Origin of the sequence: Arthrobacter arnarulunnguaqae (assembly GCF_051262515.1) — a bacterium.
GTDB lineage: Bacteria > Actinomycetota > Actinomycetes > Actinomycetales > Micrococcaceae > Arthrobacter_N.
In genome coordinates this window covers 1-15904 of sequence record NZ_JBIMER010000009.1, presented here as the reverse complement: position 1 = coordinate 15904, position 15904 = coordinate 1, and the positions used below count along the sequence as shown (strand labels likewise).

Annotated in this window: 16 protein-coding genes and 1 pseudogene; 7 read left to right on the top strand and 10 right to left on the bottom strand. The window is 65.0% G+C overall.

Annotation, left to right across the window (positions count from 1 at the left end; all coding sequences use genetic code 11):
* Positions 1-6: 6 nt before the first annotated feature.
* The 4 genes from ACHAAJ_RS09900 to ACHAAJ_RS09885 all read right to left on the bottom strand — a co-directional run bounded on the left by ACHAAJ_RS09900 (position 7) and on the right by ACHAAJ_RS09885 (position 6018).
* A complete protein-coding gene (locus ACHAAJ_RS09900; protein WP_435727949.1) occupies positions 7-1377 on the bottom strand; it encodes an FAD-binding oxidoreductase in 1371 nt (456 codons plus the stop codon).
* Between the two features lie 75 nt (positions 1378-1452).
* Positions 1453-1881: a GlcG/HbpS family heme-binding protein gene (locus tag ACHAAJ_RS09895; protein ID WP_435727947.1), complete on the bottom strand. Its 429-nt coding sequence runs from the start codon at positions 1879-1881 to the stop codon at positions 1453-1455.
* Entirely contained in the window at positions 1878-4100 is a 2223-nt protein-coding gene (locus tag ACHAAJ_RS09890; protein ID WP_435727945.1) for a malate synthase G, read from the bottom strand. The genes ACHAAJ_RS09895 and ACHAAJ_RS09890 overlap by 4 nt, the downstream gene beginning before the upstream one ends.
* 124 nt (positions 4101-4224) lie before the next feature.
* On the bottom strand, positions 4225-6018 hold the full coding sequence (locus ACHAAJ_RS09885; RefSeq protein WP_435727944.1) for an L-lactate permease: 1794 nt from the start codon (positions 6016-6018) through the stop codon (positions 4225-4227).
* Positions 6019-6199: 181 nt separating this feature from the next.
* On the opposite strand from ACHAAJ_RS09885, the gene ACHAAJ_RS09880 reads away from it, so the two are divergent.
* From ACHAAJ_RS09880 to ACHAAJ_RS09865, 4 genes are all read left to right on the top strand, one after another.
* Positions 6200-6391 carry a hypothetical protein gene (locus ACHAAJ_RS09880; RefSeq protein ID WP_435727942.1) on the top strand — a complete coding sequence of 64 codons (192 nt, stop codon included), beginning with the start codon at positions 6200-6202 and terminating at the stop codon, positions 6389-6391.
* Between the two features lie 310 nt (positions 6392-6701).
* Entirely contained in the window at positions 6702-7082 is a 381-nt protein-coding gene (locus ACHAAJ_RS09875) for a phosphotransferase (RefSeq protein WP_435727941.1), read from the top strand.
* 32 nt (positions 7083-7114) lie between these two features.
* Complete coding sequence (locus tag ACHAAJ_RS09870) at positions 7115-7813, top strand: dienelactone hydrolase family protein (RefSeq protein WP_435727939.1); 699 nt, start codon at positions 7115-7117, stop codon at positions 7811-7813.
* A gap of 56 nt (positions 7814-7869) precedes the next feature.
* Entirely contained in the window at positions 7870-8301 is a 432-nt protein-coding gene (locus ACHAAJ_RS09865; protein WP_435727937.1) for a universal stress protein, read from the top strand.
* 94 nt (positions 8302-8395) lie between these two features.
* Here the strand turns inward: ACHAAJ_RS09865 and ACHAAJ_RS09860 are convergent, their stop codons facing one another.
* The gene (locus tag ACHAAJ_RS09860; protein WP_435727936.1) at positions 8396-8803 is read right to left on the bottom strand and encodes a DUF5997 family protein; all 408 of its coding nucleotides are present in this window, start codon (positions 8801-8803) and stop codon (positions 8396-8398) included.
* Positions 8804-8838: 35 nt separating this feature from the next.
* On the opposite strand from ACHAAJ_RS09860, the gene ACHAAJ_RS09855 reads away from it, so the two are divergent.
* Positions 8839-9630 (top strand): substrate-binding domain-containing protein, encoded by a 792-nt coding sequence (locus tag ACHAAJ_RS09855; protein ID WP_435727934.1) that lies wholly within the window; start codon positions 8839-8841, stop codon positions 9628-9630.
* An 87-nt stretch (positions 9631-9717) separates the two neighbouring features.
* On the opposite strand, the gene ACHAAJ_RS09850 is transcribed toward ACHAAJ_RS09855, so the two are convergent.
* The gene (locus ACHAAJ_RS09850; RefSeq protein WP_435727933.1) at positions 9718-11118 is read right to left on the bottom strand and encodes a GntP family permease; all 1401 of its coding nucleotides are present in this window, start codon (positions 11116-11118) and stop codon (positions 9718-9720) included.
* Positions 11119-11138: 20 nt separating this feature from the next.
* The gene (locus ACHAAJ_RS09845; RefSeq protein ID WP_435727931.1) at positions 11139-11666 is read right to left on the bottom strand and encodes a gluconokinase; all 528 of its coding nucleotides are present in this window, start codon (positions 11664-11666) and stop codon (positions 11139-11141) included.
* 128 nt (positions 11667-11794) lie between these two features.
* Here ACHAAJ_RS09845 and ACHAAJ_RS09840 point away from each other — a divergent pair, with 128 nt between their 5' ends.
* On the top strand, positions 11795-12514 hold the full coding sequence (locus ACHAAJ_RS09840; RefSeq protein ID WP_435727929.1) for a FadR/GntR family transcriptional regulator: 720 nt from the start codon (positions 11795-11797) through the stop codon (positions 12512-12514).
* Between the two features lie 96 nt (positions 12515-12610).
* Here ACHAAJ_RS09840 and ACHAAJ_RS09835 read toward each other — a convergent pair whose 3' ends face one another.
* Positions 12611-12757, bottom strand: a complete 147-nt coding sequence (locus tag ACHAAJ_RS09835) for an MFS transporter small subunit (protein ID WP_435727927.1) — start codon at positions 12755-12757, stop codon at positions 12611-12613.
* Position 12758: 1 nt separating this feature from the next.
* Positions 12759-14147 carry an OFA family MFS transporter gene (locus tag ACHAAJ_RS09830; RefSeq protein ID WP_435727925.1) on the bottom strand — a complete coding sequence of 463 codons (1389 nt, stop codon included), beginning with the start codon at positions 14145-14147 and terminating at the stop codon, positions 12759-12761.
* A gap of 179 nt (positions 14148-14326) precedes the next feature.
* Between ACHAAJ_RS09830 and ACHAAJ_RS09825 the strand changes: the two genes are divergently transcribed.
* On the top strand, positions 14327-15625 hold the full coding sequence (locus ACHAAJ_RS09825) for a carboxylate--amine ligase (protein WP_435727923.1): 1299 nt from the start codon (positions 14327-14329) through the stop codon (positions 15623-15625).
* Between the two features lie 68 nt (positions 15626-15693).
* Here ACHAAJ_RS09825 and ACHAAJ_RS09820 read toward each other — a convergent pair.
* Positions 15694-15904, bottom strand: a pseudogene (locus ACHAAJ_RS09820) (HNH endonuclease); the annotation flags it as partial.

Sequence of the window (15904 nt, the reverse complement as noted above, 5' to 3'; positions counted from 1 at the left end):
GTCCCGCTAGATGGCTTTACCCGGGTTCAAAATTCCCTGCGGATCGAACACATTGCGAATCGACCGCTGAAGTTCCAGCGAAACGCTGCCGAGCTCGTCCTCCAGCCAGTCTCGCTTGAGCAGACCGATGCCGTGTTCGCCCGTTAGTGTGCCGCCGAGGCGCTGGGCGAGGTAGAACATGTCGCCGAGGGCCTTCTTGGCGGGGCCTTCGGTGATGGATTCGTCGGGCTCTACGACGATCATCGGGTGAAGGTTGCCGTCTGCTGCGTGGGCAATGTTGAAAATTCGAACACCCGTTTTCCGTGAAATGTCTTCCAGTCCCGCGAACACTGCGGACAACTGGTTTCGAGGCACGCCGATATCGCAGATCGAGACCCGTCCAAGCCGCTCAAGCGACGGGATGGCTTCCCTTCGTGTGGCCACCAGCGCATCCGCGTCCGCGGGTTCAAGGGCCTTCTCGATGCAACTGGCGAAAGGCTCGATAGCTTGCAGCAGGACATCCTGCTCCAAGAAGGCGCCGTAACCGTCGGTTTGGGCCAACAGAAAGGCGCCGCCCTTGGAGCGATGATTGGTGCCGTGCGCCGCGTCTACTGCTTCCAGAGTTGGGCCGTCCATGAGTTCCAGCACCGAGGGCTGCAGCCGGGCCGCGATGATGGCGGACGCAGCGCGGGCGGCGGCAGCGACGTCCGGGAAATAGGCGGCAACGGTAGCGGTCTGGATGGGGCGGGGTCGCAGGCGCAACGTGGCTTCCACCACGACGCCGAGCGTACCTTCAGAGCCAATCATCAGGGCATTCAGGTCATACCCAGTAACCCCCTTGATCGTATTGCGTCCCGTCCGCAACACCCGGCCGTCGGGCAGGACGACTTTGAGGGCCAAGACGGATTCCCGCGTCACGCCGTACTTTGCGCACCACATTCCACCGGCGTTTGTGGCGATATTGCCACCGATGGAACAGATTGCCGTACTCGCGGGGTCCGGCGCATAGAAGAGGCCGTGAGCCCCCGCTGCGGCATTCACTTCGGCGTTTAGGACGCCGGGTTCCACCACCGCCAGCTGCTCCACCGGATCGATGTGGAGGATCTTGTTCATCCGGGCCAGGTCAAGAACCACTTCGCCCGCGTGGGCCGAAGCTCCCGCAGCCAATCCCGTGCCGGCGCCACGGGGAACCAACGGCACGTTGTGTGCCGCTGCCAGCTTCATGGTGGCAACCACTTCCTCCGTGCTCGTCGCGTACACGACGCCGTCCGGAAGGCTGGGCGGGACGTAACCAGACCGGTCCGTGCTGACCCGGACACGTTCGTCCAACTGGGTCGACGAGTGGGCGCTGGCGTTCAGGAGTGCAGTAGACGCTGTGGGAGCTGTTGTAGTGCTCATGCAAGGAAACCTCTTTGTTTTCTTGGGTGATACGGATGGAACGGTAGTCGTCTGAAGCGCAGACCACGGGGGCGCTTAGGCCACTTGCGCCATGAGACCGATCGCCTCGATCGCCGACACTGCCGCTGTTTCATCGTTGTCGGAGCTGTCTCCGCTAATGCCGACGGCGCCCTTGACCGTATTGTCTTCATCTCGGACGAGGACACCGCCGGGTACGGGTATCAAGCGGCCCGCAAGGGCGGCGGTTGCCGCGGCGATGAAGTAGGGCTGCTGCTCTGCGCGCTCCATGAGCGCGCGTGATCCCATCCCCAGTGCGAGGGCACCATAGGCTTTGCCTTGGGCGATTTCGAAGCGGTTATTCGATGCGCCATCCTGGCGAACGGAGGCAACGACGTGGCCTCCTGCGTCGAGGATGACGACGGTCAGCGGTTTGAAGTTGAGTTGGTCACCGGTGGCGAGGGCCTGGGAGATGATGGACTGGGCAGTAGCTAGATCTAGATTCATGAAGTGCTCCTGGCGAGGTTGTCGAGGCTTTTCTGTGCGGCTCTACGCCGGTGTAAAGCGGGCTCGGTGTATCCGGACGGTTGTGCGGCACCGTCAAGGACGAGCTCGCGGGCGGCAAGGAACGCCTCGGTTTCAAACGCGGGGGACATCGGCAAATAGCTTGGATCCGAGGCGTTCTGCTCATCGACGACCTTGGCCATGCGACGCAGCGATTCTTCGACCTCGTCCGTGCTCACGACGCCGTGCTGGAGCCAGTTGGAGACGTGCTGCGAGCTAATGCGGCAGGTGGCCCGATCCTCCATGAGTGACACTCCATTAATATCGGGGACTTTAGAGCATCCGATGCCCGCGTTTACCCAGCGCACTACGTAGCCCAAGGTGCTTTGGATATTGTTGTCCAGCTCGTTGCGCCGAGCGCTGGCGTCCCAGCCGGTCGGGTCCCCGACCGGGAGCGTGAGCAGCTGACGCAGCGTGGATCGACGCTCCCCAGCGAGGTCCGCCTGTCGAGCGTCCACGTCAACCTGGTGGTAATGGATGGCGTGCAGGGTTGCCGCGGTGGGCGAGGGAACCCAGGCGCAGTTGGCGCCAGCGAGCGGGTGCGCGATTTTTTGGGCGAGCATATCCGCTAGGTCGTCCGGTGCCGCCCACATTCCCTTGCCGATTTGCGCCCGGCCGCGGAAACCGCACTCAATCCCAATGTCGACGTTGGCGTCCTCGTATGCGGTAATCCAGCTGGAAGAGCGCATGTCCGCCTTGCGCACCATGGGCGCAGCGAGCATGGAGGTGTGGATCTCGTCGCCGGTGCGGTCCAGGAAGCCGGTGTTGATGAAAACTACGCGATCGCGGGCCTCCCAGATGCACGCCTTGAGATTCGCCGAGGTTCGGCGCTCTTCATCCATGATTCCGATTTTGAGCGTGAGCGGGTCAAGGCGCAGCACCGACTCGGTGCCCGCGAGCAAAGCGCAGGCCACAGCGACTTCATGCGGTCCGTGCATTTTCGGCTTCACAATGTACACCGATCCGGTCCGCGAGTTTTGGCGCGCGTTTTGCCCGCGAAGGTCATGTACGGATCCCAGCCCCGTGAACAGTGCGTCGAGGATTTCTTCCGGCACCGGCTGACCAGCCGTATCAAGAATGGCGTCACTCGTCATGAGGTGGCCGACTTGGCGGATGAGCAAAAGCGATCGGCCTATCAAGGCCAGTTCGGAGCCGTCAGGTGCTGTGTAGAGACGGTCAGCATTGAGCTTTCGGGTGTACGTGCCCCCACCCTTGGCGACCTCGGCTGTGAGCGTGCCCTGCATCAGCTGAAGCCAATTTCGGTAGCCGACCACCTTGTCCTCTGCGTCGACGGCCGCGACCGAGTCTTCGAGGTCCATGATGGTCGTGACTGCGGACTCGAGCACAATGTCCTTCACGCCAGCCGGGTCGCCCGAGCCGATGGCGTGGGTGGCATCGATCTGGATTTCCACATGCAGGCCGTTATGGACCAGTAGTACGGACTCTGGCGCATCCGCCGCTCCCCGATAGCCACGCAGCTGGTCGGCTTCGGCTAGCTCTGTAGTGCCGTCCGCGGTCTCGGCGACGAGGACGTTGCCGTCGATCCGGTAGGCGGTGACAGCCGCGTGCGAGCCGGCTTTCAAAGGCGCGTGCTCGTCGAGGAACTGACGCCCGCGGGCGACGACGGCGGCGCCCCGGACGGGGTTGTAGTCGCCCGTTCGGCCACGTCCCTCCGCCTCGTCGATGGCGTCGGTTCCGTATAGCGCGTCATACAGCGAGCCCCAGCGGGCGTTGGCCGCGTTGACCGCAAAGCGCGCGTTCAACAGCGGTACGACCAGCTGAGGTCCGGACAGCGTGGCGATTTCGGCGTCGACCTGATCCGTCGCGATAGTGAAATCTGCGGGTTCATCGGCCAGGTAGCCAATCGAACGCAGGAACTCCTCGTAGACCTCGGGATCCGCGGGACCGTTCGCGCGATGGAACTCGTCGATCTGCTGCTGTAGCCGCTCACGGACCCCCAACAGCTCGCGCACCTTTGGCGAGAACTCTTCGATGAGCGCCGCGGCGCCGCTCCAAAAGTCCTTCTCCTCGATGCCCGTGCCGGGCAACGCCTCGTCCCGCACAAAGGCGTAGAGCTCCTCGGCCACGTCAAGGCCGTTAACGTCAATTCGCTTCGACACGATCCTCACCAATCTCTGAATTCCACAAAGCGGAAACAACATTCCAACAAGTAAAATCTAACGACCGTGCCTACGTCCTGTCAATGCTGGCACGCACATGTCATTGCGTGGGCCGGTGGAGGCCAAGGCGCGTCCACCGGCCCACATAGAAGCCGGAGAGCAGCTGTCAGGACCGGGTTGCGAGTCCTGCAGCGTCACGGCGGGGCTTGTGCTTGAGCATCCACCGGGCCAGCAGTCCAAGCCCCGCGATCAGCAGGACCAGCATGATGGTTCCGACGTTCAGGCCCAGCCCGTGGATGAACAGGAATGCGACGATTCCCGCCGTCAGGCAGTAGTAGATGGTGACCAGGATGGTCTTGCGCAGTAGGTCCCCTTCCCTGCCCAACAAGCCCACGGTCGCGGACGCGGCGACGATGTTGTGGATCGCGATGGGGTTGCCACCGGCGCCGCCCACTGCTTGGGCCGCTACGACAGCCTCCGGGGGAACCCCGATCTGGGCGCCAGTGGAGAACTGGAACTGCGAGAAGGTCAGGTTTGACACCGTATTGGAGCCGGCGACAAACGCTCCTAGGGCACCGACCCACGGCGCAATGAGCGGCCATGATCCGCCGGAGATCGCTGCCGCGCCTTCGGCCAGCGTGACGGGCATGCTGGAGAGCCCGGAGGCGTTCAGTTCCGGACCGGACTGGATGAGGATACGGACCATGGGAACGGCAAAGAGCAGCGCCACCGCGGTGCCGACAAGCTGGCCGCCGGAGACCTTTACCGCCTGCAGGATCTGCCTGCCCTGCATCCGGTGCAGGGCGAATGCGAAGACCGATGCAAGAATGAGCACGAAGCCGGGCAGGTAGAACGGTTGAACACTGGTGGAGATGTCGGTGCCCAGAATGTTCGTGAAGGGGATCGCTAGGCCGGTGAGGAAGCCCTTGAGTTCCGGAATGACGCGGGTTGCCACGAGCAGCAGCCCCATCAGCACATAGGGTGCCCAAGCGCGCACAAGGCTCATGTTTGCCGTCATGTCGGCGGCCTTGGCAGGCTCGAGGGTGCCCATCCAGCGGTCCGACCAGCTGGAGCGGGGGCCGAAGTCGAAAGTTTCCTTTGGCATCAGGAAGCCGCGGCTGGAGGTGAACATGACGATCACAAGCCCGATCAGTCCGCCAAAGAGTGACGGGAATTCCGGACCCAGGAGCCGGGCGGTCAGGACGTAGGGAACGGTCATGGCCACGGACGCGTAGATGGCGAATGGCCAAACCGACAGGCCGTCCCGGAAGCGCTTTTCTTGGCCGAAGAATCCTGTGAGCATGCAAACCAAGATCAGAGGTATGAGCAGGCCGACGATGGCGTGGATCGCGGCAACTTGAAATCCGATGGAGCTCACGAATTCCGGCATGGTCAGGCCCAGAACGTTGATACGTTCGGCCACGGCGGGATCGCCGCCGAGCCCCTGGCCAACGCCGACGAGGATCGGCGTACCGACGGCGCCGAAGCTTACCGGTGTGCTCTGGATGATGAGTCCCACCATGACTGCAGCCATGGCAGGGAAACCGAGCGCCAGCAGCAGCGGCGCAACGACGGCCGCGGGGGTGCCGAAGCCTGAGGCGCCTTCGATGAAACTCCCGAACAGCCAACCGATGATGATGGCCTGAATGCGACGGTCGGGGGAAATATTGTTGAATCCGGCACGGATCGCGGACATAGCGCCGCTCACCGTAAGGGTGGAAAGCAATAGGAGTGCGCCGAACACTATGTAGAGCAAGGTACCGGCAGTAATGAGGCCTTCAAGGGTGGCGGCGAGCACCCCTGTGAAGTCCATTTGCCACACGAACAGCGCCACGAGCACTACGGCAACGTAGCCGACCGGCATGGCATATTTGGCTGGCCAGCGAAAGCCAGCAAGGAGGACACCGACCAAGAGGATCGGCGCTAATGCTAAGAGAGCCAGTACGGCTAGGTTGTCCACGTAAATCCTCCACGTTGAGGGGGTGACAGAGTGTTGGTCTGACCACAGACCATAGCGCGTTTTTTGGGCAATGAGAGCCGGGTCACGTTTTATTACATGGCCGCGGCTGACCTAGTTAGCCTTCCTTGCCGCCCCGCGCGCCCCAATAACTCGTGGACGGGGTGGCGGCACCGCGGAGATCATGAGTCGCGAAGGGATCGCCGTGGAATTCCACTACGGATACGTCTCGGGCCAGACGAACAACGGCTACCGGGCGAAACGGACCATAATGAAGCTGGACGCGGCCCTGCGCTCGATTTCCGACGGTTCCATCCAAGACGCGGACACAGCGTTCTGGGACGACCCCTCCGAACACAATTCTGGCGGCAAATAGCCTTAGTCGAGTACGACGCCGGTTCCCGCCCGGATGGGTGGCGCACCGCCGTTGTCATGTCAGTAGCCTCGAGGAATGGAGTACGAAACACGTTTTGCGCGACCGGATCAAGCTGCCATGGACGCCTTGGTATCCCGCGTTCTGGCAGAGGTGGGTGACCGGACCGCGTCGGCCGACTGGGAATGGGTGGAGAGCGGTACCAGCCACATAGTGGTGCTCACGGAATCGGTGCCTGCGGAGTTGCGCGGGATCAGGCGGCGCATGCTGAGCGACGCGATTCACGAGATCGATGTGGACGATGTGTTTGTGTATGCTGCTCAACCGTGCGCCTTTTGTGGCGGTGAGGCGTGGGAATCCGCCACCTCACAAAGTGCTCAACCACGGCGATCTGGCCGGAACCAGCGTCTTGTGGAGCGGAGGCGCCGTGGTGGGCGTCCTCGATTGGGACCTCGCGAGCCGCGACAATCCGGCCGGTGGTATAGCCAGTCTCGCCGACTGGCAAGGCTGGCAGGTGGCGTCCCACCTCGCAGACAAGCCGACGGTCCAACGCGCGAAGGTCATGAGTCAATCCTTTCCGCTCCAATCCATCGGCTTCGCCCTGACGAGAAATCGCCCGGCGGAGGAGGTGGAGCGGACCATCGGACGCGCGGCCGAGAGGATACGCCGCCGATCCGTATGCATAGACTGGTGATGTACGCGACATTCTACGACGAGGAGTGCTCAGTGGCAGAGAAGACCCCGCACCAGAACACGACGTTCGAGTCCGCCGGAGAACAGGCACACGGGTACCTGGCGCTGCCGGAATCCGGCACCGGTCCGGGAGTGATCGTCATCCAGGAGTGGTGGGGCCTGACCGACCACATCCGCGACGTGGCGGACCGTCTCGCGGCTGCCGGCTTCGTGGCCTTGGCGCCGGACCTCTACGGCGGCCGGATCACGCACGACGGCGACGAGGCGGGCGAGATGATGTCCAAGCTCCCGGCCGAGGAGGGCGCCCGCCTGCTGTCGGGGGCCGTGGACCACCTGCTGTCCCTGGACGCCGTCACAGGTGACGCCGTCGGGGCCATCGGCTTCTGCATGGGCGGGGGATTCGTCCTGTCGCTGGCCGCCCAACAGGGCGACCGCATCGCCGCCGCGGTGCCCTTCTACGGCGTCGGGCAGGGCGTCCCCGACACCTACACCGGCGTCACGGCCTCGATCCAGGGCCACTACGCGGAGCAGGACGGGTTCTACCCCGTCGAAAAGGCCCGCGAGCAGGAGGCGCAGATCCGGCGCGAATCCGCCGCCGACGTCGTCTTCCACTACTACGACGCCCCCCACGCCTTCCACAACGACGGCAACCCGCAGGGCAACTACCGCTCGGAGGCCGCCAACCTGGCCTGGGGGCGAGCTGTGGAATTCCTCTCCCAGCGCCTCGCGTAGCGCACACCAACCCACCGCGCGGGCCGTTCGGCGCGCACCCCCCATAAGGAGCAAACATGTCAGGAACAGTCATCGTCGGCGTCGACGGAAGCGACACGTCCTTCAAGGCCGCGACGCGGGCCGCCACCATCGCGGCCGGTCTCGGCGCGGACCTGTCCGTCGTCACGGCACACGCCAAGGACAACACCGAGGTGGTCAAGATCGGCAGCGACACTTGGGTCCTGGACGACGCCGAGCAGGCCAAGAAGCTCGCCGAGAAGGCGGCCTCGCAGCTTCGCGAGGTGGTGCCCGGGGCCACGATCAGCTCGGTCGCCGTGAAGGGCAAGCCGCAGGACGCGCTCGTCGAGGAGGCCACCCGCTCCAACGCCCAGCTGATCGTGGTCGGCAACGTGGGGATGAAAGGCCTCGGACGCGTGCTCGGCAGCGTCGCCAGCAGCGTGGCCCACGCGGCGCCCTGCGACGTCTACATCGTCAAGACCGCCGGATAGCTTCCGCGGTTCTCACCCGAAAAACCGAATAGCCCGCCGACTCCTGTGGATGTCGGCGGGCTTTCCCGTATGCGTTTGTGGCCGTGGGAACCCGTTAGGCGTCCTTCTGGGCCTTCGCCGCCTTCTCGGCCTTGGCCGCCGCGGCCTCGCGGACGCGTGTCTCCTCGGCGCGGACGGCCGCCATGTTGGAGCGCTCCTCCTGGAGCCATTCGGGACGGTCGGCCAGCAACGCCTCGATCTCGGTGGTGGTCAGCGCCTCCGTGACACCGCCGCGCGCCAGTCCCGAGATGGTGACGTTGAGCTTCTGCGCGACGACCGGCCGCGGGTGCGGACCGTTCTGGCGCAGGTCAACAAGCCACTGTGGCGGCTCGTTCATCATCTCGTTGAGCGCGTCCCGGCTCACGGGATTCTCCTGGAACTCCGCAGGCGCACCCGGGAGGTAGATGCCGAGCTTCTTCGCGGCGGTCGCCGGCTTCATGGTCTGCGGGGTCTTCTGCGTCATCCCCCCAGACTACCGGTAACGGTAGGCTGGGCCGGGTGTCAGAACTGAAGATCGCGTACGTTCCCGGAGTCACCCCCGGTAAATGGCTGGACCGCTGGCAGGAGCGCTACCCGGACGCCCCCGTTCAGGCCGCGCTGCACGACGCAGATGCCCCCCTCGCCCTGCTGTCGGACGGGGCGGCGGACCTGGTGTTCGTCCGGTTCCCGGACGGCCAGTCGCCGGCTGACTCCCGCACCCATGTCATTTCCCTCTACGAGGAGCTCCCGGTGGTCTGCGCCCCGCGCGAGCACGAAGTCGAGCTCTACGACGACGCCGTGCCCTTGGCCGACCTCTCCAACGAGACCTTCCTCGACCTCGCCGACTACCCGAACGACGTCGGCGGGACGGCCATGGCCATGGAGGTCGTCGGGACCGGGGCCGGCCTGCTGGTGCTCCCGATGTCCCTCGCACGGATGTATCAGCGCAAGGACGTGGTCAGCCGCGAGGTGCTGGGCGTCGAATCGACCCGGATCGGCCTCGCCTGGAGCCGGCCGCAGGGCGACGATCCGGAGAACCCGTTGATCGAGGAGTTCGTGGGGATTGTCCGCGGACGGGCCGCCCACTCCTCCCGCCAGCCGTCCGTGCAGGAACGCCAGCAGCAGGACGCCGCCAAGGCGCTGAAGAAGCGCCAGTCCGGACCCTCGCGTGCCGGAGCGGCGGCGGGTTCGGGCAAGGGCGGCAAGACTTCGAAGACCGGCAAGTCCGGCGGCGGCAAGGGTGCGCCCAAGTCCGGGGGACGCGGAGGCCGCGGCGGGAAGTCCGGCGGGGCGGGCCGCGGAAAGCGCTAGCCCCGACCCCGGAAAGCAGTACGACGCCGGAGGCCCGCCCCCACGGGACGGGCCTCCGGCGTCGTACTGCCGCTTGAAATGCGGGAACTAGCCGATCGAGGCGACCGCGAAGATGCCCGCGGCGAGGACGAACGCCATGACGCCGATGAGCGTCTCCAGGACGGTCCACGTCTTCAGGGTGGTCTTGACGTCCATGTCGAAGAAGCGGCCGACCAACCAGAAGCCGGAGTCGTTCACGTGGGAGACGATGACCGAGCCCGCGGCGACCGCGATGACCATGGTGGCCAGCTGGATGTCGTTGAGGCCGGCGGAGGCAACGGCGGTCGACAGCAGGCCCGCGGCGGTGGTGAGCGCGACGGTGGCCGAACCCTGGGCGATGCGGAGGATGCCGGAGATCAGGAACCCGGCGACGATGAGCGGCACGCCAAGGTCGCCCAGGACGTCGGCCAGCGCATCGCCGATGCCGGAGGTGCGCAGGACGCCGCCGAACATTCCGCCGGCGCCGGTGATCAGGATGACCGAGCAGACCGGGCCGAGCGCCTTCTCCATGATCTGTTCGATCGCGGAGGACTCCATCCCGCGACGCCGGCCGAGGACGAACGCTGCGACGAACAGGGAGATCAACAGCGCGACGGGCGTCTCGCCGATGGCGCGGAGGAACTGGAACCACGTGGCTTCGGACGTACCCTCGGCGAGGGCGCCCGAGGAAGCGAGGGTGTTCAGGCCGGTGTTCAGGAAAATCAGGACCAGCGGGAGCAGGAGGACGGAGGCCACGGCGCCGAACTTCGGCGGGTTCGCCTCGTGCTCGGCGTCGGCCTGGCCGAGGAGCGACGGGATGGGAAGGTCCCACTTCTTGCCGGCCCAGATGCCGAAGAGGTAGCTGGTGACGTACCAGGTGGGAATCGCGACGACGAGTCCGATGAGCAGGACGAAACCCACGTTGGCGCCGAAGAACTCGCTGGCCGCGACGGGCCCGGGGTGCGGCGGAACGAAGATGTGCATCACCGAGAACGCGCCGGCGGCCGGGAGCCCGTAGAGGAGCACCGACCCGCCCAGGCGCCGTCCGACGGCGAAGATGACCGGCAGCATGACCACGAGGCCGGCGTCGAAGAAGATCGGGAAGCCGAAGATCAGGGACGCGACACCAAGCGCGAACGGTGCGCGTTTTTCGCCGAAGATGCCGATCAGGCGGTCGGCGAGCACCTTGGCGCCGCCGGACGTCTCGACGAGGCGGCCGAGCATGGCGCCGAGGCCCACGAGGAGCGCGACGCTGGCCAGGGTCGAGCCGAACCCGCCGGTCAGCACGGAGACGACGTTGCCTGCGGGGATGCCGGTGGCGAACGCGGTCAGCAGACTGACCAGGATCAGCGCGAGGAACGCGTGCATGTGCATTTTGATGATGAGGAACAGCAGAAGCAGGATGGCTGCGGCGGCGATGCCGAGCAGGGGTCCTGCGCCCAGGGTCTGGGTCCAGCCTTCGATGGTCATGTTTTCTCCGGGGTTGGGGGTTAAGGGTGGCCGATGCCCGCGAGCGCGCGGGCGGCCAAATTGTCGGGCGTGGTGTCGTTGACGAGCGTCAGCCCGCCCTCGTCCGGCTCCAGGGGTTCGAGCGTCTGGAGCTGGCTGGGCAGGAGCGAAGCGGGCATGAAGTGCCCCGCACGCTGACCCATGCGGTCAGCCAAGGTGGTCGGATCCGCCGTGACATGGACGAAGAGCACGACGCCGGATGCCTGGCGCAGCAGGTCGCGGTACTCGCGCTTCAGGGCCGAGCAGGTGACGACGCTGCCGTGTCCGGCATTCGCGCTGGTTTCCATCCAGCCGCGGATGGTTTCCAGCCACGGCCAGCGGTCGGCGTCCGTGAGGGGGATTCCGGCGGCCATTTTGCGGACGTTGGCCTCGGGGTGGAATTCGTCGGCCTCCGCCACCGGGCAGCCGAGGCTGCCACCAAGAAGTTGCGCCAGGGTCGTTTTCCCCGATCCGGACACGCCCATCACCACCACGTGGGTGCTGGGCGTGCGCGCTTGTTCGGTGTCCATATTTGCTCCTGGAAGGACGTCGCTGGCCTCGTGCATGTGTGCTGCGCTACAAAAGATAGCACCTTTGATTCCGTAAAGGTAGTATCTTATTGAGGCTTTTTCGCTCCGCGTTGCCTACGATGTGGATTATGAACAGGCCAACCGGGGCAAAGGTGCTTCAGGAACCCATCATCGAGACCCTTGGGCGCGAGATTGTCGGCGGCGAGCTGCCGGCGGGTGAACGCCTGACACTGGAACGCCTCCAGGAGCGGTTCGGGGTGTCGCGCACGGTGATGCGGGACTGCATGCGGGTGCTTGAGTCCCTCCGCCTGGTCTATCCCAAGCGCCGGTTGGGCCTTGTGGTGCAGGAGTCTCGCTTCTGGAATCCGATGGACCCGCGCATCATCCGGTGGCGGCTGGCCGGCCCCGGGCGCGACCGCCAGTACGCCGAACTGACCGAATTGCGCATAGCGGTGGAGCCGATCGCCGCCGCGGGGGCCGCCGAACGGGCGTCCGAGGGGGCGCGGGCGGAGATGGTGGCCCTTGCCGCGGACCTGCGCCGGCATGGTGAGGCCGGCGAACTCGAGGCCTTCCTCGCGGCGGACATCGCCTTCCACTCGCTCCTGTTGGAGTCCAGCGGCAACGCGATGTTCGCCTCGCTGCGGTCCGTGGTCGCGGAGGTCCTCTCGGGCCGCACGCAACAGGGGCTCATGCCCTTCCGGCCACATTCCGAGGCGTTGGACGAGCACGAGGCCGTGGCGGCTTCCATCGCCGCGGGAGACCGCGCCGCCGCCGAAGCGCATATGCAGGTCCTGGTGGACGAGGTCCGCCATGCGCTGGAGAAGGACCTCGACGGGGGAGCGCGTTAACTCCGCCCCGGGAAGGACCAAGGAGGGCCCATCAATAAGGCGGCCGTCCGGGCGCCGGGGCGCACCGAACGGCCGGGCCTCATGGAGCGGTTGGTGCTACTGGAACAGTTGGGCCACCCGCGTGAGTGTCTGGACGATGCCGTAGAGAAGGGGAACTCCGACCAGCAGCCATCCGACGGCGAGTCTGCCGACCGCCGGTTTGGTCCGGACGTCGTGTGCTTGCGGTTGCCTGGCCGTGGCCATGTCAGGACTCCTTCGCGTAATCGTGGGTGGTGTTCTTGTCCGGTTCATGGTGTTTCGAATCCACCGGCTTGATCAGCAGGTTGGCCACGAAACCGACAGCCAGGAGCGCCACCATGGTCAGCAAGACCGGCTGATAGTTCTGCGCCATCAGGGTTCCCGGTTTGCCCTGGGCGTCCAGCATTCCGTTGACGATCATGGGACCTGCGATGCCGGCGGCGGACCAGGCGGTCAACAGTCGGCCGTGGATGGCGCCGACCTGGAACGTGCCGAACAGGTCCTTGAGGTAGGCGGGCGCGGTGGCGAATCCGCCGCCGTAGAAGCTGATGATGACAAAGGCGAACAGGATGAACAGGAGCGTCGAGCTGCCGCCGAACAGCGATAGCACCAGGTAGAGCACGGCTCCAACGCCGAGGTAGACCATGTAGATGTTCTTCCGCCCGATTAGGTCGGACGTGCTGGACCAGATGAAACGGCCAGCCATGTTGCCGATGGACAGCAGGCCCACGAAACCGCCGGCGACCGCAGCGTTCAGCGCGGAATTGCCGTCAGAAGTGCGGAAGAAGTCTTGGATCATCGGGGACGCCTGCTCCAGGATGCCGATACCCGCTGTCACGTTCAGGAAGAGTACGGTCCACAACAGCCAGAATTGCCGCGTCTTGATGGCGTTTGAGGCAGAGACGTGCTTCTTCGTCACGAGTTCGGAGTGCTTGGTCATCGACGGGTCCCAGCCGTTCGGGCGCCAGCCCTCCGCCGGAACACGGATGCTGAAGACGCCGTACATCATGACCACGAAGTAGGCGATGCCTAGCGTCAGGAACAACCGCCCGACGGCGTCGCCGCTGGCGATCCAGCCTTCCGCGCCGGAGTTCGGGTCGAACGTCCGCAGAAGCTGTGTGGACAGCGGGGAAGCGATCAACGCACCGCCACCGAAGCCCATGATCGCCATGCCGGTGGCCATACCGGGGCGGTCGGGAAACCACTTGATGAGGGTGGATACCGGCGAGATGTAGCCGATGCCGAGGCCGATTCCTCCAAGGAATCCATATCCGAGGTACACCAGCCAGAGTTGTTCAGTGAAGATTCCGGCGGCACCTACGAGGAAGCCAGCGGTCCAGAAGGAGGCGGCCGTGAACATCGCCATGCGCGGTCCGCTCCGTTCGACCCAGGTGCCCATGATGGCGGCGGACAGTCCCAGCATCACGATGGCGATCGAGAAGATGACCCCGATCGCCGTCTGGCTGGTCTCAAAGTGCTCCACGAGCGAGATCTTGTAGACGCTGGTCGCATAGGCCTGGCCGATGCACAGGTGGACGGCCAGCGCGGCCGGGGGAATCAGCCAGCGGTTGAACCCCGGGGGTGCGATGGAATGCGATCTGTCGAGCCAGCGCATGGTGCCTCCTGCTGCGTTTGCGCGAAGACGGCCGCGCTGATGCGCGGCCGTTGGTTGCCTCTAGCCATTGTGTTACGGATCATGCCGCTTGCATAGCTTTAAGTTGGCGGCGCCAAATCGTCCGGCGATGGCCGCGCCGAAATCGCTCCCCGTGCGCGACGCCCATTAGGTTTGTTCTCATGCGCATTCCGGATTCACAGCCCTTTGTCCCGGTGATTCTGGGCGGTGACATCGGTACGTATTCGCTGGCCAGGGAGTTCCACGAGGCCTACGGTGCCGTCAGCGTTGCCGTTCCCGCCGGTTCCAACGGCGTCCTGGACCATTCCGTCGCCATCGATGTCCGTCCGGCCGGGACGATGGTGGACGACGCCGTCGTCGTGGCGCACCTCCTGGACGTTGCCCGGGAGCTGACCGGCGACGGCTCGCGGCCACGCCCTCTCTTGCTCTGCGGCTCGCTAGACCTGCAGGTCATGCTTATCACGCGGCATCGCGGGGCGCTCGGTGAGTTCTACACGATTCCCTACGTGTCGCTGGAGACGATGGAGCGTGCGGCGCTGAAGCAGAACTTCTACGCAATGTGCGCCGAGCTGGGTGTTCCGCATCCGCGAACGGTCTCCTACGACACCGCCTCGCACCCGCAGCCGCTGCCTGACGACCTGCCTTTCCCCCTGATCGGGAAGCCGGCGGACTCGTCGGCGTGGGTGCGCGCCAAGTTCGAGGGAAAGCAGAAGGTCCACACGATCAACAGCCGTCTGGAGCTGGAAGACCTGTTGGCGCGGATTGCGGTGTCCGGTTATGCCGAGTCGTTCATACTTCAGGAGCTTGTTCCGGGCGGTGACACGAATATGCGTCTTTGCACATACTTCAGCGACCGGTCCGGGGCTGTCCGCTTCGCCGGCTACGGAGAGGTGGTCGTGGAGGAACACGCGCCGATCGTGCTCGGAAACTCCGCTGGCATCGTCACCGCCGTCGACAACGAGGTCATAGATCACGGGCGGCGCATTTTGGAGCACCTTGGGTGGACCGGGTTCGCGATGTTCGATGCCAAGCTGGACCCGCGCGACGGAGAAGTGAAATTCTTCGAGCTCAATCCCCGGCTGGGAAGAAACCATTATTACTTGACCGCCGCCGGTCATAACGCGTCACGGTTCTACGTTCGCGAATACCTTGGAGTGGAGTACGACACCGCCGCTCGCGACACTGACTCCGCCGTGACGCCGGAAGGCTCGACGCAGGGGAGTGCCAGCATGGCGATCGTCCGCGAGGAGGTGCTGTGTACCGTGCTTCCGTTGGCGCTGCTTCGGCGTCATCTGCGCGGCCCGGTGGGGGAAAAGGCAGACCGACTGATGAAGAACGGTCGAGTTGCCAACCCCCTGCGCTACAAGGCCGAGCGGCATCCGCGCCGGTTGCTCTACATAGCGCTGAGCGCCGTCAACCAGTTTCGCAAGTTTCGCCAGTACCCGCCGCGCGAAGGATAGGCGGCATCCCCTTCTTGGTTCGACGTACCTCCGCATTGACTCCCGCCTCGTCTCACGCTGCCCCGTGCCTATGCGGTTTTGCGTGGTTTGAGGTGTTGGAGGAGTCGTGTTCTGCGGCGTTGGCCGCGGTATTCGATGAGTTCGCCGGAGGGTTGTCCCGGTGCCGGTGTGCCCGGGAGGGCCGGTGCTGTGGAGGTGTAGGTGTGGCCGGTGGGCGTGGTGGTTTGGACGGTGTGCCGGATGCCGGGGACGGGGATCACGGACCAGCCGGGGGCTTCC